Origin of the sequence: Klebsiella sp. Lac1, from assembly GCF_009825425.1 — a bacterium.
GTDB classification, from domain to species: Bacteria; Pseudomonadota; Gammaproteobacteria; order Enterobacterales; family Enterobacteriaceae; genus Klebsiella; species Klebsiella electrica.
Window position 1 is genome coordinate 2,434,807 of sequence record NZ_VJZJ01000001.1, and the last position, 23,422, is coordinate 2,458,228.

Annotated in this window: 27 protein-coding genes and 1 pseudogene; 2 read left to right on the forward strand and 26 right to left on the reverse strand. The window is 51.4% G+C overall.

The window, feature by feature from the left end; translation table 11 throughout:
* Window positions 1–13: 13 nt before the first annotated feature.
* From FNY10_RS11940 to aspS, 3 genes are all read right to left on the reverse strand, one after another.
* Window positions 14–754 carry a YebC/PmpR family DNA-binding transcriptional regulator gene (locus tag FNY10_RS11940; RefSeq protein WP_100682296.1) on the reverse strand — a complete coding sequence of 247 codons (741 nt, stop codon included), beginning with the start codon at window positions 752–754 and terminating at the stop codon, window positions 14–16.
* A gap of 61 nt (window positions 755–815) precedes the next feature.
* A complete protein-coding gene (gene nudB / locus FNY10_RS11945) occupies window positions 816–1,259 on the reverse strand; it encodes a dihydroneopterin triphosphate diphosphatase (protein ID WP_131050325.1) in 444 nt (147 codons plus the stop codon).
* 1 nt (window position 1,260) lies between these two features.
* Entirely contained in the window at window positions 1,261–3,048 is a 1,788-nt protein-coding gene (aspS, locus tag FNY10_RS11950; RefSeq protein ID WP_131050326.1) for an aspartate--tRNA ligase, read from the reverse strand.
* A gap of 268 nt (window positions 3,049–3,316) precedes the next feature.
* Between aspS and FNY10_RS11955 the strand changes: the two genes are divergently transcribed.
* Together FNY10_RS11955 and FNY10_RS26940 are read left to right on the forward strand one after the other, a co-directional pair.
* Window positions 3,317–3,883 (forward strand): hydrolase, encoded by a 567-nt coding sequence (locus tag FNY10_RS11955; protein ID WP_131050327.1) that lies wholly within the window; start codon window positions 3,317–3,319, stop codon window positions 3,881–3,883.
* Window positions 3,880–3,975 (forward strand): annotated as a pseudogene (locus FNY10_RS26940) (hypothetical protein); the annotation flags it as partial. The gene FNY10_RS11955 and the pseudogene FNY10_RS26940, both read left to right, overlap by 4 nt.
* A 131-nt stretch (window positions 3,976–4,106) precedes the next feature.
* On the opposite strand, the gene FNY10_RS11960 reads toward FNY10_RS26940, so the two are convergent.
* The 23 genes from FNY10_RS11960 to FNY10_RS12070 all read right to left on the reverse strand — a co-directional run bounded on the left by FNY10_RS11960 (window position 4,107) and on the right by FNY10_RS12070 (window position 23,420).
* Complete coding sequence (locus FNY10_RS11960) at window positions 4,107–5,165, reverse strand: hypothetical protein (RefSeq protein WP_160704995.1); 1,059 nt, start codon at window positions 5,163–5,165, stop codon at window positions 4,107–4,109.
* Window positions 5,166–5,211: 46 nt separating this feature from the next.
* Window positions 5,212–5,451 carry a hypothetical protein gene (locus tag FNY10_RS11965; protein WP_160704996.1) on the reverse strand — a complete coding sequence of 80 codons (240 nt, stop codon included), beginning with the start codon at window positions 5,449–5,451 and terminating at the stop codon, window positions 5,212–5,214.
* A 97-nt stretch (window positions 5,452–5,548) separates the two neighbouring features.
* Window positions 5,549–5,836 (reverse strand): hypothetical protein, encoded by a 288-nt coding sequence (locus FNY10_RS11970; RefSeq protein WP_160704997.1) that lies wholly within the window; start codon window positions 5,834–5,836, stop codon window positions 5,549–5,551.
* A 31-nt stretch (window positions 5,837–5,867) separates the two neighbouring features.
* Entirely contained in the window at window positions 5,868–6,125 is a 258-nt protein-coding gene (locus tag FNY10_RS11975) for a hypothetical protein (protein ID WP_160704998.1), read from the reverse strand.
* Window positions 6,126–6,135: 10 nt separating this feature from the next.
* Window positions 6,136–8,988, reverse strand: a complete 2,853-nt coding sequence (locus FNY10_RS26945; protein ID WP_227699374.1) for an SGNH/GDSL hydrolase family protein — start codon at window positions 8,986–8,988, stop codon at window positions 6,136–6,138.
* A gap of 80 nt (window positions 8,989–9,068) precedes the next feature.
* Window positions 9,069–9,530 (reverse strand): hypothetical protein, encoded by a 462-nt coding sequence (locus tag FNY10_RS11985; protein ID WP_227699375.1) that lies wholly within the window; start codon window positions 9,528–9,530, stop codon window positions 9,069–9,071.
* Between the two features lie 56 nt (window positions 9,531–9,586).
* Window positions 9,587–10,291 carry a hypothetical protein gene (locus FNY10_RS11990; RefSeq protein WP_160704999.1) on the reverse strand — a complete coding sequence of 235 codons (705 nt, stop codon included), beginning with the start codon at window positions 10,289–10,291 and terminating at the stop codon, window positions 9,587–9,589.
* A gap of 1 nt (window position 10,292) precedes the next feature.
* Window positions 10,293–11,711: a ubiquitin-activating E1 FCCH domain-containing protein gene (locus FNY10_RS11995; RefSeq protein WP_160705000.1), complete on the reverse strand. Its 1,419-nt coding sequence runs from the start codon at window positions 11,709–11,711 to the stop codon at window positions 10,293–10,295.
* Entirely contained in the window at window positions 11,708–12,040 is a 333-nt protein-coding gene (locus FNY10_RS12000; RefSeq protein ID WP_098066412.1) for a hypothetical protein, read from the reverse strand. Before FNY10_RS12000 ends, FNY10_RS11995 begins: the two co-directional genes overlap by 4 nt.
* Window positions 12,037–12,753, reverse strand: coding sequence for a hypothetical protein (locus tag FNY10_RS12005; protein WP_160705001.1), 717 nt, complete (start codon window positions 12,751–12,753; stop codon window positions 12,037–12,039). The genes FNY10_RS12000 and FNY10_RS12005 overlap by 4 nt, the downstream gene beginning before the upstream one ends.
* Window positions 12,750–13,787, reverse strand: coding sequence for a hypothetical protein (locus FNY10_RS12010; protein WP_160705002.1), 1,038 nt, complete (start codon window positions 13,785–13,787; stop codon window positions 12,750–12,752). Before FNY10_RS12010 ends, FNY10_RS12005 begins: the two co-directional genes overlap by 4 nt.
* Complete coding sequence (locus FNY10_RS12015) at window positions 13,784–14,062, reverse strand: hypothetical protein (protein WP_160705003.1); 279 nt, start codon at window positions 14,060–14,062, stop codon at window positions 13,784–13,786. The genes FNY10_RS12010 and FNY10_RS12015 overlap by 4 nt, the downstream gene beginning before the upstream one ends.
* Window positions 14,059–14,769: a hypothetical protein gene (locus tag FNY10_RS12020; protein ID WP_160705004.1), complete on the reverse strand. Its 711-nt coding sequence runs from the start codon at window positions 14,767–14,769 to the stop codon at window positions 14,059–14,061. Before FNY10_RS12020 ends, FNY10_RS12015 begins: the two co-directional genes overlap by 4 nt.
* A complete protein-coding gene (locus FNY10_RS12025; protein WP_160705005.1) occupies window positions 14,769–16,604 on the reverse strand; it encodes a hypothetical protein in 1,836 nt (611 codons plus the stop codon). Before FNY10_RS12025 ends, FNY10_RS12020 begins: the two co-directional genes overlap by 1 nt.
* A gap of 123 nt (window positions 16,605–16,727) precedes the next feature.
* Window positions 16,728–17,330 (reverse strand): hypothetical protein, encoded by a 603-nt coding sequence (locus FNY10_RS12030; RefSeq protein WP_160705006.1) that lies wholly within the window; start codon window positions 17,328–17,330, stop codon window positions 16,728–16,730.
* 3 nt (window positions 17,331–17,333) lie between these two features.
* A complete protein-coding gene (locus tag FNY10_RS12035) occupies window positions 17,334–17,771 on the reverse strand; it encodes a hypothetical protein (protein WP_160705007.1) in 438 nt (145 codons plus the stop codon).
* A gap of 3 nt (window positions 17,772–17,774) precedes the next feature.
* Window positions 17,775–19,169, reverse strand: coding sequence for a hypothetical protein (locus FNY10_RS12040; RefSeq protein WP_160705008.1), 1,395 nt, complete (start codon window positions 19,167–19,169; stop codon window positions 17,775–17,777).
* 4 nt (window positions 19,170–19,173) lie between these two features.
* A complete protein-coding gene (locus FNY10_RS12045) occupies window positions 19,174–20,112 on the reverse strand; it encodes a hypothetical protein (RefSeq protein WP_160705009.1) in 939 nt (312 codons plus the stop codon).
* On the reverse strand, window positions 20,096–20,530 hold the full coding sequence (locus FNY10_RS12050) for a hypothetical protein (RefSeq protein WP_160705010.1): 435 nt from the start codon (window positions 20,528–20,530) through the stop codon (window positions 20,096–20,098). The genes FNY10_RS12045 and FNY10_RS12050 overlap by 17 nt, the downstream gene beginning before the upstream one ends.
* Entirely contained in the window at window positions 20,527–20,955 is a 429-nt protein-coding gene (locus tag FNY10_RS12055) for a hypothetical protein (RefSeq protein ID WP_160705011.1), read from the reverse strand. Before FNY10_RS12055 ends, FNY10_RS12050 begins: the two co-directional genes overlap by 4 nt.
* Window positions 20,952–21,434 (reverse strand): hypothetical protein, encoded by a 483-nt coding sequence (locus tag FNY10_RS12060; RefSeq protein WP_160705012.1) that lies wholly within the window; start codon window positions 21,432–21,434, stop codon window positions 20,952–20,954. The genes FNY10_RS12055 and FNY10_RS12060 overlap by 4 nt, the downstream gene beginning before the upstream one ends.
* 68 nt (window positions 21,435–21,502) lie before the next feature.
* The gene (locus tag FNY10_RS12065) at window positions 21,503–22,534 is read right to left on the reverse strand and encodes a DUF2184 domain-containing protein (RefSeq protein WP_160705013.1); all 1,032 of its coding nucleotides are present in this window, start codon (window positions 22,532–22,534) and stop codon (window positions 21,503–21,505) included.
* A 16-nt stretch (window positions 22,535–22,550) separates the two neighbouring features.
* Window positions 22,551–23,420 carry a hypothetical protein gene (locus FNY10_RS12070; protein WP_160705014.1) on the reverse strand — a complete coding sequence of 290 codons (870 nt, stop codon included), beginning with the start codon at window positions 23,418–23,420 and terminating at the stop codon, window positions 22,551–22,553.
* Between the last annotated feature and the right edge of the window lie 2 nt (window positions 23,421–23,422).

Consider the following 23,422-nt stretch of genomic DNA (forward strand, 5'->3'; position numbering starts at 1 on the left):
ACGGTCAGCAACATTAGAGCGTTGCGGCGACCTCATCAGAGATCTCGCCGTTATGATACACTTCCTGCACGTCATCGCAGTCTTCCAGCATATCGATTAGACGCAGCAGTTTCGGTGCGGTTTCCGCATCCATATCCGCTTTGGTCGACGGAATCATCGATACTTCGGCCGCGTCAGCCTTCAGGCCAGCCGCTTCCAGCGCATCGCGCACCGCGCCCATCTCTTCCCATGCGGTATAGACGTCAATCGCGCCATCGTCATAGGTCACCACGTCTTCCGCACCGGCTTCCAGCGCCGCTTCCATGATCACGTCTTCATCGCCCGCTTCAAAAGAGATGACCCCTTTTTTGCTGAACAGATAGGCCACGGAACCATCGGTACCGAGGTTGCCGCCGGTTTTGCTGAAAGCGTGACGAACTTCGGCAACGGTACGGTTGCGGTTGTCACTCAGACATTCAACCATGACCGCGGTGCCGCCAGGGCCGTAACCTTCATAAATGATGGTTTCCATGTTCGCGTCTTCGTCGCCGCCGACGCCACGGGCGATAGCGCGGTTCAGCGTGTCGCGGGTCATGTTGTTGGACAGCGCTTTATCCACTGCCGCGCGCAGACGCGGGTTGGAAGCGGCATCGCCGCCGCCCAGACGCGCTGCGGTAACCAGCTCACGAATGATTTTAGTAAAGATCTTACCGCGCTTGGCATCCTGTGCCGCTTTACGGTGTTTGGTGTTGGCCCATTTACTATGACCTGCCATAAAAAACTCTCCAAAAATGCCTGCTTCCCGCAGCCTTTCGACCTGCGAATGGCCGGGAAGATTAGTCGGCGTTAATTACAAATTCTTCAATCGCCTGCCGGTTACTCCACGACTTGGTCAAGGCGGCGGCCTCTGCCGCATCGACCCAGCGGTAATCCAGATGTTCCGTGAAGACAATCTGGCGTTCATGAGGGAGCGCAAGACAGAACCAAAACTCGGTATTGCGCTCAACGCCCGGCGCGTAGCGATGACGTAAATGAGAAAATATCTCGAAATCCACCGTGCGCTGACAGTCCATTAAGGTCAGTTGCTCATGAGCAACATCAATCTCGACCTCTTCCTTTACTTCACGCTCGGCGGCTTGCGCTGCGCTCTCCCCCGCTTCCAGGCTGCCGGTTACCGACTGCCAGAAGGCGGGATCGTCGCGTCGCTGCAACATCAGCACCCGCTTCGTATCTTCGGCATAAATGACCACCAGAACGGAAACGGGAAGCTTGAATGACATCTTACTTATTCTCCGCAGACTCTTTTGTCTCTTTCGCCACAACCTGAATACCTAACTCGCCCAGCGAAGCCGGGTTAGCAAAGCTCGGCGCTTCGGTCATCAGACAGGCCGCCGCGGTGGTTTTCGGGAAGGCAATAACATCACGGATATTATCGGTACCGGTCAGCAGCATGGTCAGACGGTCAAGACCGAAGGCCAGACCGGCATGCGGCGGCGTACCGTATTTCAGCGCGTCCAGCAGGAAGCCGAATTTTTCACGCTGTTCCTGCTCGTTGATGCCCAGAATACCGAAAACGGTCTGCTGCATGTCGCCATTATGGATACGCACGGAGCCGCCACCCACTTCATAGCCATTGATGACCATATCGTAAGCGTTCGCAATCGCCGTTTCCGGCGCCGCTTTCAGTTCATCCGCGGTCATGTCTTTCGGCGAAGTAAACGGATGGTGCATCGCGGTCAGTCCGCCTTCACCATCATCTTCGAACATCGGGAAGTCGATAACCCACAGCGGTGCCCATTTGCTTTCGTCGGTCAGGCTCAGGTCTTTACCCAGCTTCAGACGCAGCGCGCCCAGCGCATCGGCCACTACTTTCTTGTTATCCGCGCCGAAGAAAATCATATCGCCATCCTGGGCGCCGGTGCGCGCAAGAATCGCTTCCACGATGTCTGCGTCGAGGAATTTCGCCACCGGGCTGTTGATGCCGTCGAGACCTTTCGCACGCTCGTTGACTTTCATGTAAGCCAGGCCTTTCGCGCCGTAAATCTGAACGAACTTGCCATACTCATCAATTTGTTTACGGGTCAGCGCCGCGCCGCCAGGCACGCGCAGCGCGGCGACGCGACCTTTGGCATCATTGGCCGGGCCGGAGAAGACGGCAAACTCGACGGCCTTCACCAGGTCGGCGATGTCGACCAGCTCCATTGGGTTGCGCAAATCCGGCTTATCAGAGCCGTAGCGGCGCTCGGCTTCCGCGAAGGTCATCACCGGGAAGGCGCCCAGGTCGACGCCTTTCACGTCCAGCCACAGTTTGTGAACCAGATCTTCCATCACTTCCCGCACCTGCGGCGCGGTCATAAAGGAGGTTTCGACGTCGATCTGGGTGAATTCCGGCTGGCGGTCCGCACGCAGGTCTTCGTCACGGAAGCATTTCACTATCTGATAGTAACGGTCAAAGCCGGACATCATCAGCAACTGTTTGAACAGCTGAGGAGACTGCGGCAGGGCGTAGAATTTGCCTTTGTGAACGCGACTCGGCACCAGATAGTCACGCGCGCCTTCCGGGGTTGCTTTGGTCAGCATTGGGGTTTCGATATCGAGGAACCCGTGGTCGTCCATAAAGCGGCGCACGAAGCTGGTGATTTTCGCACGGGTTTTCAGGCGCTGAGCCATTTCCGGACGACGCAGGTCCAGGTAACGGTATTTCAGTCGCGCTTCTTCGGTGTTGACATGATTGGAGTCAAGCGGCAGCGCTTCTGCACGGTTGATGATTGTCAGCGAAGAAGCCAGCACTTCGATGTCGCCCGTAGCCATCTCGCTGTTGACGTTTTTTTCGTCGCGCGCACGCACGGTACCGGTGATTTGGATGCAAAACTCATTGCGCAGTTCGGAAGCCAGCTTTAACGCCTCCGCACGATCCGGATCGAAAAACACCTGCACGATGCCTTCGCGGTCACGCATATCAATGAAGATAAGGCTTCCAAGATCACGACGACGGTTGACCCAACCACACAGAGTCACCTGCTGCCCCACGTGGGACAGACGTAGCTGTCCGCAATATTCTGTACGCATGAGATATCCCTTAACTTAGCCGCAGGCGGATTGTTGCCTGCCTCGCAGGCGACGGAGTCGCAGCTTTAGCTGAATGTCACAACTGAATGAAAAAAGGCGGTCATTATAATAGAATTTCCGCCGCACGATAAGCCCGACGCAGTTTGTACGTTGCTTTGCTGTACGCTTATTGCCTGTGCTCACAAAAATTAACAAAAATTGTTACCCTTGAGCCGGATCGGCAACGGTATTGTAACGGCCAAACCACAGAAGAAGATACGGGGATACCATGCCAGAACTCAACGCAAAAAAAACAGCGCTCGTCGTCATCGATCTGCAAGAGGGCATTTTGCCCTTCGCCGGCGGGCCGCATCGTGCCGATGACGTGGTAGCGCGCGCGGCTCGTCTGGCTGAAAAGTGCCGCCAGCACGGTTCACCGGTCATCATGGTCCGCGTAGGCTGGTCCGCTGATTTTGCCGAGGCGCTAAAGCAACCGGTTGATGCTCAGAGCGCCGCGCATGCGCTGCCGGAAAACTGGTGGGCCTGGCCGGCAGCATTAGGCAAGCAGGAGAGCGATATCGAGGTCACTAAACGCCAGTGGGGCGCTTTCTATGGCACCGACCTCGAGCTGCAGCTACGCCGTCGCGGTATTGATACGATTATTCTCTGCGGCATCGCCACCAACATCGGCGTTGAATCCACCGCGCGCAATGCCTGGGAGCTGGGTTTCAATCTGGTTATTGTTGAAGACGCCTGCAGCGCCGCTTCAATCGGGCAGCACCAGGGCAGCATGACGCATATTTTCCCGCGCATCGCTCGCGTGCGCAGTACCGAGGACGTTCTCGCCGCCTTATGATTTATATCGGGCTCCCCCAATGGTCGCACCCTAAGTGGGCGCGTCTGGGCATCACCAGCCTTGAAGATTATGCTCGCCACTTTAACTGCGTGACGCGGTAAATTTAAAAATCGACAAATATCGTCCAGGAGCGCCATTTTTATGGCTGGAGATAGCAATCAATATCGGTTGTTTGCAATGTTTGGCGACTTTTGCTGATTTCTAATGCCCCATCAGTGCCCCATTAAGCCAATTCCTCGATAATAACGATCCCATTCTGACCATCTGCACCAGGATTCACCGGCCTTAAAGGACCGTTGGAACATCCAGACGCGCCGCCGCCATATCCACCGCCATTGTTAGCTGGATTGTTTATGGCCGGAATTGAGCCCCCTACGCCAAGTTGACTATTTGCTCCACGCGACGCGATTGCATATTCAGTTGAAATAGCTGATGCACACTCAGAGCCCGGCCCACTTATCCCGACAATATTCCATCCGGTAGGGCTGTTCGAGTTTGTGTTCGCCACCGGCTGAAATGGAGGATTAGCCGGACCCGCAGGCAGGCCCGCTTTGCCGCCGGGAGCGGAAATAAGCGTTCCTACGGAGCTGGTCCCGCCATCTTCCCCATAAAGTGAGGATGCAGTCCCGCCTTTCCCGCCCAGGCCAATAGTGATCATTACTGAGGTTAATGCGGATACGTCATAAATTCCCTCGGCGTATGCGCCAGCGCCGCCGCCATTGCTAATCGAAACCTGACCAGCACCGGTCGCCGGCGCAGCAGAGCTACCTCCACCGGCACCCAAAATTCTGATCCTCCATTTTGTTGCGCCAGGTGTTTTTGTGAACGTCCCGCTGCTCGTAACGACGCGCGGAACGCCCATAAGGCGACCATTGATCGTGCCATCTGACGAGCCGAGATTTAATAACGCCTGTCTTACCGCCTCACTTCCTTCGGCTGCAATTTCAGAAAAATTATTTGCGATCTGCAGGCAGGAAAGGAAAGACCCCGCGGTCAACATATTTGCCACAATATCATTCGTTGACCATACTCTTGCCGTGGTCCCTTCCTGTCCTCGCTGCACAGTCATCACATCACCAGAGACAGAGGTAACGTGCATTATTTCCGTAATTAATTTAGTCGCGGCATCAACAATGGTTAATTTGAAATAGCTTTGACCTGATATGGGCTGAGGGAATAAGGCACCTGTCCCGCTACTTACTGTAATAACAGTAGCTGATGCGCTAATTCCTGCCGCGAGAACGCTTTTAGCGTTATTGTTTGCTAAAAGTCTAAGAGCCATTAATCCTCCCAAAAATATCTACAATTAAGTTGAGGTGGAAAGTCAATTACAGCACCATCCCCATATTGCGAAGCATCCAGAGCCGGTTCTCTGACTCGTCTGGCGTCTTGTCAACGAAGTATGTTTGATAGCGCTCTATCCACTGGTTTGCTTCACGCCCCGAGAAATGGATTCCTTTACGCTGTAGCGCACAAACGAAGTCCCTTGTGCGTAGATACCGATAACCTTTTTGGTTAACGGCGATCGACTCACGGAATGCTTGTGTGATATCTGACTGACGAAGCATGATCTGCCCTCCTGAATATACTGTTTATACATACAGTAATTTCATTCAGGAGGCAGATCAAAGAGGCTGCGGCTATCAATTTTCTCTACAGGCGGTTTTATGAAGCAACTGAACCAGAAAACTCTTCCAGATCCATAATTTGCGCTTCTGCCTGCTCAGCCCAGGATTTTGATGATGTGGTATCCAGAGTAACGGGGTAATCTCCCACCATGATTTTTGCCTGGTCATCGTAGCGCACAGATAGCGAAGCCTTGACCACACCAGCGTCGTCCTGTCTGACGCTTTCGACGGCATAAATCAGGTCAATACTGATCTCTTTATTACATAGGTAGCCGCCGAGATAATGGATTTGAACGGTTTTGGATGATGATAATTTGAATGACATGCTTACTCCTTACCATTGAATGAATTTACTGTCATGGGTTGAATTCTGGCAGCAACTTTATTTCATCTTCCGCCGCTGATATATCTGATTCGGAATTAACATCCACCATATAAATACCGTGGTAGATATCGCACCCATCTGAACATGTAGCCCAAAGATGTGCGTAGTATCGCTCTTCACCATCAATTCCAAATAGCTTTTTAATGATGTCTTTGACATACATAGTCAACCATGCATCATCAGGAATATTATCGGTTACATGAATAAGTGGCGAGTGTTTAAATGACATAATTCCCCCGTTAATTGTGTATTACTTGCCTGCCAAGATAAATTTGCTGGGCGTAGAAATTCGCGCATTCACGAATAGGTTTGCCCATCGCGGTATAACCATAATCATTAAAATGGTTATAGTTAGCAGGAATATACACCCCGGACCACCCCACTGTTTCAACGCCTCGCATAAAAGATGACTCACAATCGGCAAGGTAAACGTTTTTATTTCTGGCTGAAGACCGGTAAGAATTGTTCGACATCCAGAAACGCACATCACCGGAGACCTCAACTCCGCTACCGGTCCAGTCTCGGGTTACGACAGACTCAGACGGAGGCGGTTCGAGAACTAGTTCCATATCCATATTAACATGCATAATATTCACAGTCGCGCTACTAGCGGCTGGAATGGGCTGGTTAACAGTAACCACCCTTCGGTCTGTTGATATTGAGGCTATTGTGTATGTGCCAGCATTGGGACCAGACCCAACTTTTAATGAATCACCAGGTTTTAATATATTCCCGCCATATAAAGAATTGGCAAACGCATTCTGAGTAATAGTATTTTCAACCGGGTCAAATACAAAACTTGTTGAGACGTTAAAAGTCCTTATTGGATATGATGATGCTACGCCATTTGGCAATGCATAGGTTATTTTAGTCACATCATTATGTGGCGACGTGCAGACTATTGGAATAGCCCCGCGAGCCAGACACTTATCAATGATGGCATCAAGGGTGTTGGCGGCACCCGGATACGTTTCACCAGCGTTGAAGTTAGCTACCGGAGCGTCATTCATTCCCGCAACAATCAAAACAAAGTCGCTGGTCGCATAGGGAGACGCATCGAGTTGCGCAGAAAACTGTGAAATAGCCGTGGTTGGCACGCACTGGTTATCATTAATGATTTCCAGATTGCCGAAAAACTTTAGCTGTTTTTTCAGCTGATCAACGAATTGAGCATTTGGCGCATAGACAGACCCATCACTCGAACCAGCACCCACGCCAATCGATGAACCTATAGACGTACAGATAATCTGATTTGGGGTAATGGTTCTGACGCCAGCCGAAAAAGAAATATTCCCGAACGGAGACGTTACCAGCTTTGCCTTTAATGATGCCAGAGGGTCACTGACCGCCCCTTGCAGAGCCGTAATACTTTTCCCCAGGTTAATAATTTCAGTAGTTGGATCGCCCGAATACAAAAGCTTAAAGTTGTTAACGGGAGAACTGCGATACTGAACTGTTGCGGGTTTTGCTGCCTGCAACTCGCCTCCCGTCAGCGCGGTGTTTGCCCCTTTTAGCAGATTGCGCGTTACGGAGTTCCCGTACAGGTCCGTAATCACCAGCGTCGTTGCGCCGGTGTTCGCCACTACAGGTTCAAACGTAATCTGAGTACCGTCACCCAGCAGGCCGGGAATGGTTACGGATACCGCGTTAGGGCTGGCGCTGTCGCTTGTTACCGTTCCTTTGGTATAGGCGTTGAGAATACGTACCCTGTCACCTGGGTAGGTCAGCAGACGAAAATCAGAAGAAGCGGCGTTGTACATGAGGAAGCACGGGTTACCCGATACCAGGTCCCCGACAGCCAGAGCAGTCCCGCCCGCCTGCTTAATCGTGCGTGGCGTCCACCCGTTCAGCGACAGCGTCGGTGTTCTCGTGGTATTGGTCGCGCTGGGTGTAAAAACAAACGCACGACCGGTCACAAGGACCTGTGATGAGGTGGTGTTAGCGGTGACTCCCGTATAGGCGTCGGCTGATGCTGCGACAGAAGATACAATGGTCAGTGAGTTCAGCTCAAGACTCAGCAGGCGTGCATTCAGCTCGGATGCCACCGGACCGGATGCCACCAGGACAAAGTTGTTAGCAGTGCCTGTTCTGAACTCCATTAACACCGGTTGATTCAGCAGTAATTCATTGCCAACCAACGCCGCATTATTTTGCTTTTGAATCGCCCTGACAACCGAGTTCCCTTTCGCATCGGTCACCGTGACATTGACAGCACCAGTATTCAGGATCGGGGACAGGAAATAAATCAGGCTACCGTCAACAAGCAGACCAGGAATAGTAATAGCGACCGTGTTTGCAGCGCTGCTGACTGCCGTTGCGGACTGGTATCCTGTAGGCATTGCTGAGGGCATTTTTCTGCCGGTTGCTACCAGCGTACCGGCGTTGTTAATGTACTCATCAGCTAAAGTGACGTCAGCATCGCTGGTTACCCAGCACTTACCGCCATTCAGGATATTACCCGCATCGGCATCAGCCTGAGCTGCAGCAAGCGTGGGAAACTCACGAACGGTTCCCGTGATAGCGGCCGTGCCCGGCTGCTTAGCCTGCAGCACCGCGACACCGCCTTTGTTTTGATACTGCCATGCTGCCGAAAGAGCATCAGGACCCTGCGCAACCCAGAATGACTGATCATTAGTCGTCGCAGCCAAGCCAGCAATAGTGCCATCTGGATCGCTGGGAGTTTTAAAGAACGTGAATTTGTTCTGCGCGTACTCAGAGGCATTATTTGCATACTCTTGGGCCTCCTGCGCTGAACTGGCTGCCTGATTTGCAAAATCAGCGATAACATTTAACGTATCGGCCGTCATCATGTTGGCGACCATATCATTGGCCGCCCATGCACGTGCTAATGTCCCTTCCTGCGCGCGCTCAATAGTGAAGATATCGCCAGCCTTAGCTGTCACGTTCACGATCTCAACCTGTGAGCCTGTAGCAGCATCGGTGATAGTCAGTTTAAAGTAACTCTCACCAGCCACAGCGTCAGGGAACTCGGCACCAGTTCCAGCGCTAACGATCAGCGACGTGTCGGTAGCGCTGATAGCAGAAGCCAGAACGCTTTCTGCGTTGTTTGTAGCCAAAAGGGTTAGTGCCATGTCTCCTCCGGGATTTAGGCATTAAAAAACCCGCCGAAGCGGGTTGGTGTAATAAATAAGTTTAAAGATTTAATAGCAGCTTACCACTGATTATTTTTATCTGCCTCATTCATTTTTCTCCTGAAAATTTTATTGTATTTTTTAATGTAAATATCAGGACTGGCCCTGCATTTCATTTGGAAATCTCTATCAAAGTCATCGGTATTTTTGTTTATGCCAAATACAGCATCACTTTTAATAAGTTCTTTCACCATGGTCCTGTATTCATCATGAGGTATAAGGAGAACCCTCCCTAGAGCTAGATCGCCATTGTAGGTGCCTGACGCTGCGTCTTTAGCAGCATTAACCATAAGAAGAGATGAAGCATAGCAAATATTATATATATTTGAATCAGTGGGTTTTAGACCATTCTGATTTATTTCATTAATTATTTCATTCATCTCTGTTGACTGCTCCTGAGTTAACCCTGGGACTAAATCTTCTGAAATAGCAAATGGTGAAGCAATAAATAACAGAATAACACTAAGAATTCTTCGTTTCATTTTACCATCTCTAAATATAATAGTTATGGTTACAATATACTTTCAAGATTATTTTATCAATCAATAATATCAACTGTAATTGACTGATAGAAAGGCATATGCAGCAGGCCGCTATCCATGGCCTGCTTGAAGAAAATGGCGAACTCGAAATCCTCGGTTATCACAAAAGCCGTGTCCTTCTGGTTGTACTTCCTTGAGTTATAGGCCGAAGCGTTATAGATGGCACTCCTGGTGAACTGCCGGCGCCCCTTGTAGATGGAAATCACAATGCCGCCATCGACAAACTGGATAGAGATACTCCAGCGCTGGTCGTTGAGGATGTCTGTGCCGTTTATGCCCAGAAGAAAGCGAAGAATTCTCCGCTTAATCCAAGGAATAGAGAAGTAAAATCCATCGCCCTTGTAAAAATTCCAGGTCATGATCCGCTTAAAGAGGTCATCAGAGACAACCACCTGGTCTGACTGGCTAATAACCCGGTATTCATTGAAAGCCAGTTGGTTAAATTCCAGGGTGTTATATGGCCCTATCTCCCTCTGCTCACTGCTGGAGATTACCGGGGGCAGCACGCCATAGATACCATGGGCAATCCACCGAAGCTGATCTCCGGTGTTGTATTCTCCGATAAACACAGGCAGGTTGGCATTGACCATCCAGTCATAAATCCCCTGCGCCATAGAGTTATACGCAGTGAAGAATGCCCGCAGATTGTCATCATCATTATATTGCGTATACATATACGACCTAATGATACTGTCAAGCATGCTACGCTCCGTTAACGATCACGCCATCTGACGCAATATAGAAGTAACTGAACCTGTCGCCGCTGATGATATTGGTCCCGGCATCAGGATCGGTTATCACACCGTTGATTGTGACCACGACATTTAATGTGCTTATCAGCGCCATATCGATTGTCGAGTTAATCGCCTTCAAAAATGCGTCTTTCAGATTGTTAACGTTCAGCGGCTTGCCGGCAAATATGCCGTTCACATACTGAATGGTGGGTGCCGAGACCAGGGAGGCGACAGTAGCGTCCGTCAGGTAGTTAATGCTTTCGGTTCCCCACTGATATGTCACGGTAACGCGCTGCAGTAACGGCGTCACAAATGGGATCACGTAGTTATCAGGCCAGTCGTTAACCGTCACGGTGTTGTTTCTGACGTTCGGCGTCACTTCTCCGCCGCCGCCCCACGTTCCGGCTGAGGTCGTATTGATGCCAATAGAAAACGTGTGAGGCGATAGCACTGTAACAGTCAGCGGCACGTCATTAATGCCGGTCATTCCAGTTACGCCAGTAATCCTGATAACCTGCCCGTTAGTGTAACCATGAGTCAGGTCGGTACTCACAACGCCAGGGTTGGCATTCGTGATCCCCGTTACGCTCAATGAACACCCTTTCAGCCGACTGATATCCCCGGCTGACTTATATAGCGCTCCAGCAATATCATATATATCGCCGCCGGCGCACATGACTATCCACTTATCCCCGTCCTGAATGACGGAAACGAGCCTCACCTGCACGTTATCAAGGCTGGTGAGGTGCTGCCTTATAAAACCCGGATATCCCTGAACAGTAGCCATTTGGGCCTGCCATACCCTGTCGCGAAACTGATAGTTCGTCTCAGGGTCCGCGCCCGGGGTACCGGCGATCGTATTTGTGCAGGTGATGGTAATATCAGACGGAAGGCTGGTAATAATCTGATTCACCGTATTAACTGGTACGGCCCAGGTACCCGTCTCCGTTCCCTCACACGTTACGTTAGCCGACACGCCAGAAGATGAGATGATCGTCGCATCACTGACTGAATAGGTATAAGTCCCATCAGAAACGATAAATCCTTGCGGGATAACAAACCCGGCTGGCCCGGAGAACTGAATGGGGACCGTTGTCGTGCCTGCGGTTTTCTGTCCAGGGATGCCGGCCTGCTGTGCGAGAAGCTCCAGCATGGACTGATTTGCTTTTAATGGCCCTACCGAGTTAATCAGGTCTACCCTTGCCTGGTCACAGACGATCAGCGCGCCAACATCGGTACTTACCACGTCCTCAATCAGCGAGCCTGGTAATTCAGTCGTAAGCCCTGGTGATAAGGCAATAGCCTGGGAAACGAGCTGGGCGCGCAGCTCTTCCGCCGTCATCGGCACAGGGCCTGCTGACGTATAACTGACCGGTAAATCGCTCATATGGCCACCTGAGTAATAATTTTTGAACCTGCGTTTGTGATTGCCGAGATGTTATAAACAGGCGGATCATCGCTGATTAACGCAATCTGCAACGAAGAGAAATACTGGCTGAATTGCTTCTGAATACGGTTAACGTAATACGTCGGCAGGATTTGCTGTATCACAGACCCGGCAGCCGGGATGCCGTTGTTTGCGTAAAAAGGTGATTCCTGTGGAGCCAGTTTTAGATTCTGGATCAGGGTGGTTAAATACACCGAGTCATTAAACCCATTTTCATCTGTTTCCACCAGGACCCACTTTCCCTCAGAGTTTCGGCCATAGGTTCTCACTCGGTGATACTCCCGTTAAACGTTGAAGTCGGCCCCCCGGTATCATTGCCGTCGTTACCGTTGGAATGTTCATGGCTGTTCAGCCACGCCACAAGGGACTCCCACCCGGCGTGCATGATGGCCGGGCTGGTGCTGGCCACTGAATCCTGCAGGTGACCGGCATCTCCCGAAAGGCTCCATTTGCTACCCGTCAGCGCGAAAACTGTCCCGCCAACGGTGACGGTGAAGCTGTCAGGTGTGGAAATAGCGATGCTGTCAGGCTTTAACAGGAATGTAGTGTTGCTGCCGCTATCGCGCAGCGTTACCCCCTCCGGCCCGTACACCGTCACCACCTGACCGTCGACGTCCTGCCACTCGGTATTGCTGATCGGTAAGAACACCAGCGAGCTGAGGTTTGCCGGCGGCGTCATATCAGCTACGCCGCCACCCTGACCACTAACACCGCCAATATAAGTATCAGCTGGAATAACAATTCCTTTATCCCCTGGTTGCATAGGGTATCGAATATATTGAGGCCCGAATAAAGGGATTGTGACCTGAGGAAGCACGTAAGGAATATCCCTTAATTCAAATGCTACCGTAATCATTTTTCCATTTTGTTTAACCACACTTACCGGGAGTATTTTTCCTGCTTTTTGCAGGGCGTTATCAACTTTTCGCTCAGTAAACCGGTTCATACTTGAACCAAAGTTCAATTTGTTATCTATACTCATTTTTTACCAACCCGCACAAATGGGTATGCCTCAATAATTGTCACCCACGCCTCAGCTGTTGGTTGTCTGCTATTACCAATCAGCCTCACAGAACTTACTTCAAACTCTCCAGAAAATGCAGAATCTTCCCGATATTGTGAATACGAAGAGGATCTAATTAATGGTGTCGTTTTTTTAGGCATAAGGATATGATCGCCAACCTGAATATCACCTCTCATTACGCAGGCAAGACTTATTGTCTTAAACGCAACCCATGTAGGCTGACCTATCAAGTCCTTGAATTCTATCTGTGTCGGGCTCTTACTTCTTGCTACTGCACTTGAAGGAGATGTCTTGTCTGGATGATTATCATAGTCGTTATCCCATACGCGTATCTCGTTTCCGTTAACTATTGCTATCTCTACTCCAGAGTAGCCGCTATCCCTTATTCTTGAACGTGAGAAATCCTTAAGGTCTTTGGCGAGCGATACAATATCATCACAGAACAATCCTCTATAATGATTTAGGATTAATCGATCACTGATATTTATATTGAAACTATACCCATTGATATTCATAAAACACTGCGTTAGCGCAACCGATAACTTTTGCCCCTCTTTCCAGTCAAAGGTAAGCGGAAGTGGAGCAGGCTTGTTATTATCAGCATTCTTAACCGGCCCTACGACAATGATAAGATCAAGTCTTAGTTCTACCCCTTGCCAGTTCCCAAAAACCTGGTTTATCACCCCCTCAAGAACAAGCTTAGGAATTGTCACCTTCCCTGCCAGCGGTAATCCATCCTTCATCCCAAGGTGAATTTTTATCTTTTTTCCAAAAAGATTCTGCCGTGCCTGTTGCATGTCCTGCGGCCCGATACCCCAAATGGTCAAATGTGTCTCCCCTTGTGGGGTTGACTCTCCATACCTAAGAATATCGAATTCAATCATCAGAGCACCGGGATTATAAACCCCATTTTTATGGCTACTATATTTAATCTTTCTTTCGGGATTAGTGCCTTCACCTGGAATAGTTATTTCAATGTCATAATATCTCATGGGCTATCAACCTCAATATGGCCGTTTCTCTCTCGCCAGTACATGGCTGTTGAAGTAAACACCACGGATATAATATTAATTCCACCTGATGAACCCGAACCAACAATAGGGGTATTCAATACAACGTTCCCCGACCCGTCAGTTATCAATAAATACCATCGCAAAGCGGCAACATTCCACTTAATCTGGCAGTTATAAACAGTACCATCGAGAATGGGTGTAAATGTCATGCTTTGCCGTTCATTTCCAGTAAAGGGGTAGTTTTGTGTTGTCATGACCCCACCCCCAGCTTTCCTAGGAGCCCAGTGATTGCTTCTGAAACAGAGCTGCCAAGAGGAGTATTCCCTAGGGCGTTAGCTGTATTGGTCCATGAAGGTTCGGTTACCATATCACCAGCACCAATCTTGTTCAGAAAGTTGTTAACCGCTTGTTCAGCACCACTTTCTGTGATTAGTGGCTGCTCAAAATCCCACATCCATGAGCGCTGAGGAAGTGCATCATTGCCTGCGGTTATATCCTTTACGGTGCGTAAAATACAGTTGCTATAGATTACCGAAGGTGTGGCCACAACAAATGTGCCGCCTAAATTAGAGTGTGCCTGTAGAACTGATTGAAGAGCACTCATTGTCACAAGCTTGGTCATGGCCCCTGTATTTTGATTAACAGGAGCCTCCATGACTAAAGAAACACGCAAGGGCTGCGCAAGCAAAGCATTAGCGGCAACAACCTGGTTGGCGAACGGATACCTGGCAATATCGTAATCCACCATAGTAGCCCCTTGCACAGGGCGCCAGTGACAGAAATATTTATCCAGATCTGTCAGGTTTATAGCCCCACCAAGCAACCCCGTTACAAAGCTGGCACTTTGCGTCAAAGCGACTATCGGGAGCATGCCTCCTGGAATTGCTTGGGCTATACCATCGCAGAGTATTACTGGGGATATTTCGAATCCCAGCTTATACATTTCACGTGTGAACCCCATTACCTGCCTCCCAGTTGCGCGGAGGTAACGACTGCATTCCCGCCGGTATTGTTATAGATTTGAATTACTGTACTCTCAGAAACTCTGCTACCAGCACCTTCTTTTTGCGACATAGCAGAAATGAGTTTTGCAACGACCTGGGGATCACTGAGGTTAAGCTTCTGGTTTTCATTAAAGCCCGTAACCTTAACAACGTGCCTGATATACGCTTCAGTATCATTGTTATCATCACCGGCCTGTTTTGGTGGAGGAGCCCATTTGGTGGTTATTCCCCTGACGGTGTCGATACCCTGAGTGCCATAAATTTGAAGCTGTTTTGTGGCCGCAAGGACACCTTCATCCAGTGTTGGGAATACAGCGAACTTTCCGTTTCGCGTATTCTCGCTGCTATATCCTTCTGCCCACCGCAAATTACCAGGGTTATTGAATCGATCGGCAATGGTTCGATTTTTATCAGCGGTATTGGAGGGTGTCGGATCAACAGCCTTTACAGTGCCGTCATCAAAAAATCGCCTTACGCCTTTAAGCCACCCCCAGACATGAGGGTCATCGTTGCTCCCAGGCGTATAGGATTTACCGGTTTGTGGGTCGACTCTCTGCTCTGGGTTAAGAATGGTCGAACCGGACGAAACATCAGATGTGGTAATACTGGTTTTCCCGGTAATCCAGTCAATCACCCTGCCAATGAGATTTCCCATCCTCTCTATTTTCGACATGAAATTATTTACATCAGTCGTAAATTCAGGGGAGGAAAGATAATTACCAAATCGCTGTATTCCAGATGCCAGTCCATCAATCCATTTACCCAGCTCAGGTGATTTCAGGACAGTATCGATCGCACCCGACAGCGCGTCAGACAGCTTACTCAGTTGCGGTGTAAGCGGCCCCAGCCCGCGCACAAACGTGTTTCGTATACTCTGGCTGCTGTAGTCGAGCTGGACGTTGAAGTCCTGCCACTGGCGCGCCTGCTGGTCAGTGATTTGCAGCATGCGGGAGTCTTGCTGCGCACGCTTCTCCATGGCGGTGATTTCTTCATCGCTCATGTTTTTGAAGCGGTTCAGGTCGTCCAGGGTAAAGAAGTTGGTCAGGCCGTGCGCCTGCGCTCCCTGCAGCGTACTGCCATTCTGCACGAAGATATCACGCGCGCTGCGGATCATCTGCGGAAGAAGCTTTGCCGGGTCCTGATCGGGGTTGTTAATCCCCATCGCCTGAAACGTCCAGCGCTTCGACAAGTCCATTTGCGAGTCGCGAATAGCGCCGAGTGTCCCGGTCGGGTTGCCCAGCGCTTTCTGGTAGTTAATGGCCGTGGAGTCCAGCGCGCCGATACTGGTCCCAAGGCCAAGAGAGGTAAACCGCTGTGCGCCGGTCGTGGCCGCCAGCCGGTTCAGCCCGAACAGGCCGCCGACGCCGAGAACGCCCGAAAAGACCCCGACGATGCTACCCCACGAAAGAAGGCTGACTGTCGCATCTTTAATGTGAGCGGCCAGCGATTTGGCATCCTTCGTGGCGTCGCTGATGAATCCCTTTCCAGAGCGGGCGCTTTTATTGAACTCATCCTGCTTTTTCTTCGAATCGTCGAGGTTGTTATTCAGCCGGTCGAGACCGCTGTTAATGGTCAGGATGGCTTCGGCAACGGCATTAAACTCCGCGCCTAATTCCTTCGCCTCACCTTTGGCCTTCTCGGTCTCTTTGCTGCCCTCGCCAATGCCGACAGCGGCCACGCGCCAGGCTTCAGGTAAATCCTCCAGCGCGCTCTGGTATTCGCGAAACCGCTCCATAAACGCGACAAACTTGTCGTCATTTACGTCAATGTCGACGATCGACTTAGCTACCATTGAAAAAACCTCTTTCTTTGAGTGCTGACAGAATGAAACGCTGGCGATACTGAGCCGGGCTGGCGTACTCCTCGCCAGTTATTTCCCGGATAACTCGCCAGAATCCCTCATTCGACGCCCAGTCTAAGAGGGTATATATGACGTTTCCGGCTGGGCATTCTGGGTCTGGGTATCGGTATCCGGCTTCGACGTCAGCAACGAATCGCGAAACGCCGTAACGCTCGATGAGGTGAGTTGCCCATCGTACATTTTGATCACCGTTCCCACGGTTGGAGCGATCAGGTTCGCTTTCTGAATGGCAGAGGAAACCATAAAAAAAACCACCTCCCCCTCAACCTCGCGGTATTCGTCAGGGTCAATAACCCCCTGTTTGAATGCCACCTCAAGCGGCGCGGTCTTCCATTGGCCATCGTCGCTATAGACAACCACGGTCAGGCGCTGAATCTCGTCGACGATGGTTAAGGTTTGTGGAGGTTCGGCCAGGCTCTGATTGTCCTGTTTTCTCGCTTCCAGATCCTGCCTGAGCCTTTTTCTCAGCATCATGGCGGCTACGCGCGCAGAGCCGAGAGGGCCAACCTGTGCAATGAAGTTGGTAAACAGGTTACCCAGCAATACACAGTATTCTTCTACCACTTCATACGGGAACGGCGTGACATGCAGATAGACGATAGAACCATCACCGCGGGTGATGTTGCTAACGAGGTTCAATTTTTTATCGATTTTCATGCATTACACCCACATGCTGTCGTTGGTGTTCATGTAGCCGCTGATGGTCACCACAAACGCCGGGTCCATACCGCTGAAGGTAAGTTCGTTGAAGTTGACCAGATAGCAGTTAAGCAGCGTCAGGTTGCCGAAGGTGTTTGCATCCGGCGTCACCACGACTTCACCCAGCGCGGTATCGGTCAGGAAGCGCTGGCGATAGCTTTCACCCAGCCCCTGGGTTTTGAGAAGATGCACGGTCAGCGTAACCTGCTGATACGGCGCCTGGCTGCCGACAGTGCCGGTCAGCGTCGGAATAATATCGGTCGCCGGACCGTCCGGACGCAGGCTGATGGCGTCTTTTGCCAGGTATGAGGCAGAGACGTTAAGCGCGGGGGTATCCGTGACAGAAATAGCCCCGCGAACGCGGTTAAGAAAGCCCTGCGGTACTAATGGGTTGCCCATTTTTTACGCCCCTACAAAGTTCGTTACGTTCACATTGAACGTGATGGATTCAAAGCCTCGGCGAGGAGTCATGACGGCGCTAAGTCCGTTGTACTTCCCTTCCTGATAATCTGACGGGTTCAGGCTGGTATAGTTGCTGAACGGAACGGCGTTGATTACGGCGTTCCCGGCGTAAGTGCCTTTATCGTACTCGGTGTTGAAATCCTGCTGAATCAACTGCGTGTCAATGACACGACCGAGGATCAGGCCGTAACTGATGCCGTTGCGCATCGTTTTAAGCGCACGGCGCTGTAGGCGGTCGATACCCTTCTGCTCATAGTAGAGCGGGTTAACCGTCGTGTTAGAGCCGTTGATAATCTCGTTCGCCAGATCGAGCTCAAGGTTAATCGCGGTCCATGCCACTGAATACCAGTAGTTGAACGGGTTCCCGTCCAGCATGCGTCCGGAGAAAAGAACCTTGTTGCTCAGGCCGCCTTCCGCGCCAGTACCGATATAGTTGATGTTGCTGTCCTGCAACGATTTCAGCAGCGCGCTGTTGCCTTCAAGAGGATATTCAGTCAGGCCGTACATGAAGCGGTACGCCATCGGCGGCACCATATTGCTGGAGCCCGGGTCGTTAGCCAGAGACGACTGAAACGGACCGGCCATGGAAAACTCGCTGGCCGGGATATCTGGTGACTCTACGCCAGCGAACACTGTTTTATTTTTCGTTGCCACCCATGCCTGATAGGTGGCGATCGTCGTGGTAACGAAGAAATAAACCAGACTGCCCGGGGAGGTATAAAGTCCGGTCAGAGTTTTAAAGCTGGCGTTCGACTCCCACTCCCGAGGGACAAGATAGGAGAAGAATTTCTGATAGGTATTGCCAAGAGACACATCCCCGGCAATGAAGGCGGTCAGAGCAGTCACGGCGTCAGCAATGGAAACATCGCCCAGCTCAAGCACATACACCGATCGGGTTTTCCCCTGCGACCAGAACGAGGTGTTCATTTGAGAAATTTCGTTCGCCACGACTGTTTTCACAGAGCCCATGGTTGTCGCGGTTCCGGGATTGGTCGTCAGCGGATAGGTGAAGGTATTAGCCCCCGTCACTGTCGCTGTATAGGCGCCATTGTAGCCTGCTGGTGCTGATCCGGAGATAAGCACGGGAACCTGCGATTCGTTCGCCCAGCCATGCGCGGCAGAAAGCGTTACCGTCACCACACCGGTCGCCCAGGCAAGAGACGAAATTGATTTTGCCGGAGCCAGAATGCTGGCAAGGTCGCTTTCATTGGTCAGCAGCTGATATTCACCTGCATTCAGCGTGGTGCCACCCATGGAAATCATCGCCCCGGACTTTAACAACTGCGAGGGCTTCGGCGGATTCGTCACCGACACGTTAATATTAACAATTGCCATTTACTTATTTCTCCGGGTAAATGTTCGGAATTGCAGATGTGATCAGCCGGCGCGACAGGTCACGCATCCGTTGCTGGTAGTAGTTAATTTTGAATTTGATGGTTTTGCGCATGGCGATGATGTTCAGCTCGTTCTGCGTGACGCGCTCATCCTGCACAACTGGGATGTTCATGATCCCCATCTCCGGGGCATCGCCGGTCGTGTGGTCCTGCACATACCGCACAAAGTCTTCAATGCTGGCGTTACGCAGGCCGGTGACCGATAGCGTCACATCTTCCGATACCAGCTGATACTGATTTTGCTTTTCGTCCAGATAGAATGCGCCGGCGATCGGAGACGTGTTGCTGCATTTCACCGTCGCATAGGGCGGCGAAAGGTTTTGCGTTGAGAGCATCGCCGGAAACATCGGCATGTACTGATTCAGGGCCAGCCAGATCGGCAGAGAACTAGACACCACCACATCAGACAGGTCTATATCGTCAGCAGAGTTGATGATCTGCGACCGCATGTGCGGGAAAATGGCCTCTCCGGTGTAGTGGTACAGGTTTGCTGGCTCATTCAGCCCGGTACGCCGGGAGAACGAGAACTGAACGCCAAAAAACTCGCCGATGTAGAGCACCTCTGACCCGATATCGTTGAACGGGTCGATGTCCGCCTGCGCAGTGAACGTCACCACATTGCGGTCGTACAACTGCTCGTCGTCCTGGATTGTTTCTGTCGTCAGGTGCAGATATCCCTTAACATCCACCGTATCAGGCTCGTTGTTCGGATCGTCCGACAGAACCGAGGCTTTAACCCAGAAAACGAAGCCATCTAGCGGAAGCACCTTTCTGATGTACTTCGTGAAAGTCACTATCTGGAACCGGCTCAGATCATCAAGACCTTGCGTCAGGGTGGCGTTCAGTTCCGTTTTGGCATTCTGTAACTCACTCAGGGAAGGCATTCAGCACCCCGCTTACCCAGGCTCGCATTGCTGCCTGATAGGTTCCTGTATCAATGAACGAAGGGCGAGGCGGCCCTTTTTTGTTCTTGAAGCGTTTTGATATACCCTCGAGCGCCCGGCGAGTTGGGACGCCAGGTAATCCATTCATTTCTGAATTATCAAGAAACCCAACGAATAGATCGTGAACTCTTGACATTGACTCAGCGAGGGGGTCTTTCGTTGGCGGCGCACCCGCGAACATGTTTTCGAGGCTGTTGGCGAGATCTTTACTCATCAGGTCGGCAATATCGTTTCCGTAGCGGTCAAAAAACGTCTGCATAATGTGATATTTCCTCTCAAGGCGCTCCGCCACATCTCCGGTGGTGGTGTTCTCGTCCTCGTATGGAATATCGATAACACCCAGATGAAGAGTGATCATGACAACCCCCAAAGGCTCCCGAACTGCTGCGCGATCATCAGGTAGCGACGCCCCCAGGGGTCCTGAAGCATTTGCAAATCAGCCAGTGAAAGGTCTTTGAAAAAGTCAGGGACCAATCGCTGAGCGCTGGTCGAGTTATCCCCGGCGCCCGTGATGACTCCCGCCTTGAAATCGTTCAGCCCATGATCCTTGCGGAACTGAGAAAAAACAGACTCCGTGCCGTAATTGATGAGGAATGACGCACCCAGGTTGTAAACGGCGACGCTGTACATATTAGGCATAACACTCGCGATGTCAGGGTTTACCCATTCAACTGCGGCGTTATATGCAAGAGAGAATGACGGCGAGTCATAGGGAACCTGGTCGGCAGTCACACCCACTTCGGTACGAATGAATATGATAAATGCGGCCAGGTTTGTACTCATTTTCTCTTGCTCCCAGCTTTCGGCGTGGCGATAGTTTCGCTGATGGTCGGCTCGTCGTCCTGCTCGTCACGACCCTTGGTCTGCTCTGCGTTAAATTCCATATCTCCGCCATAGCCGATCCCGCTTTCGCGAAGCTTGCTGTCCAGCGCAGCGATAGATGCCTGCCGGCGTCCATGCGCACCACGGGTAAGATGGTTGTCGTTATCGCGAATGGTTTTCTCGATAACGCTGGCAGAGACAGGCTTATTAATGCTGTAGCACAGGCCGACAAACGCCTGGCTCTGGTCGATTTTTGTTGAATCGATCAGACCGTAAACCTGATGGTGTTGAATGACCGCCTCGACCTCTTCTGTTGATCCTTCCAGCACTACCATTTGCGATCCGTGGTCGATAGGGATTTGACGCAGGCGCCCGGTTTCCATCATGCGGAAAGTGAAAATATGGCGCTGTTTGGTGGTATTGGCGATATAGAGTTGCATTGATTACCCTCATAAAAAGCCTCTGCATGGTTTCCCCTGCAGAGGCTTTAACGCTGAAAAAATTTGAATCAGGAGCTATATGCCATCGACAGAATGGTGATAGCTTCCGGACGGATAGCCCAGCCAGACGTAGAGCGCATTTCAGACAATACGTCGATAGCGCCTCCGGGAATTGGTGTCGGGATTTCCATCGGTGCCGCCATATCGGTGAACATCAGGGCATTCGCCGAAAGAGACGGGGTCAGTTTGGCAAATTCGTTGGTGTTCACAGTCGAGTTGACCATTGGCACTTCAACTTCAGGAATGGTGATAACCACCGCGTCCGTACCACCAGCGCCAGCCCCGATAAGCGTATCGTCATACACCCAGTCAACTTGAATATTTGCGCCACCCAAAACGGTCTTCACCGTTCCGCCGACGGTATCAGTACCACCGCCAGGACGCTGATAAGATGTCAACTGAACGATCTGCTGAATCTCCATCGAACCCAGAACACGCTGCGGACCGAGGATAACAACGCGCTGCTGACGACCGAGCTGCATAGTTCGGGTCATGGCGGCCTGCACATGCCCAAGCAGGTAAACTGCCATCTGACCGTGGTCATAGGTCAAAACAGTGGTATTGCCTGTACTGTCAGCCGGCAGGGTTTCAGTAGTCGCACCCGCGGTGTTGAGGAGTCCTTCACCACCAGCAGGATTCATCCCGTACAGCAGTGCTCCGCGAAGTTGCTGGAAGATACCCTGTCGCATGCCCAGGCGTTGAGCTTCTGGGAGCGCGAAGTTCCAGTTACCGGCGGCAGCCATATCGTGATGGTCATAAATGCCGCGGCAACGGAACAGGTAGGTTGGAGTGGAAATCATGCGCGCGTCGAGTGCAACGCTCGGTAGCTGGTTGCCGTTACCAGACTGACTAGATGTAGTCTGGGTGCGGATATCCAGGCGGCGCATATAGACGTACTGATCGCCTACGCCGAGGCGAACCTGCGGGTTACCGCTGGCGATGGTTTCAAACGCACCGGACGCCTGCTGGTAACCAATGATCATCTCCGGCGCAATATACGACGGATTGACGATGGTGTAGCTGGGGGTAATTGCAGCCATTTAATTCAGCTCCCGATTAAAGTAAGACCAGCGCGCAGCTGTCGGTGTTGTTCCAGGTAAGGAATCCCGTATCGCTGTCGTAGTTGACAGTTTTGGAGTTCCCGGACTCAATGGATATAACCTTCACCGGCAAGGTGTAGGAAGCTACCGCCGACGAATTAGGCGCACTGACAGTACCCTGAGTGGAAGCATCACCTGTTGGCGCTACAGCCGGAATAAAAGTCAGAGAAAGTGCGGTCGGGACGGAGGCTACGTAGTATGTGCCATTGAATGCCGTCGGCACTGCGCCGCTGATGGTGATGTATTTTCCGGCAGTGATTCCGTGCGCGGATGCAAAGCCGGCCGTTGCTACACCGTTATTAAACGTCAACTCAATGGTCGTCAGCTCGGCACCGGAATATGCGGCGGCGGCGGCAGTCGTCAACTGGTTATTAACGAAGTCCCACGCCAGGGGAGTTTTAACTGATGCGCCAGTAGTTCCCAGCGCTACAACCTGTGCAGACGCTTTCAACGGAACGCGCATGTTTGAACCGAAGCGATAGAAAGAAACGCTCATTCCAGCCGCATACAGAGGTACTGGTGACTGCGGAGTGGTCAGCCCATTGTGAGCCTGGTTGAAGACAGTGAACCCTTCCATTTCAGCAAGCGACACGGCCCTGCGAATGGACGAACCGCGCGGACTGGATTTGATACCCGGAAGCAGCTCAGCGACAGGAATACCACCCCACATCGGTTTGGTTTCGGTTGGAGCGACAGTGCCGGAGGCCAGGTTAAAACGGTTAGCCGGGTCATCCAGAGCAACGCCCTGAATTAGGCCATCTGACTGCACACCGAAGGAACCCAGCGCGTTCGTGGTTGCCATCGGGTTAAGAGATAAGTTAGCCATGC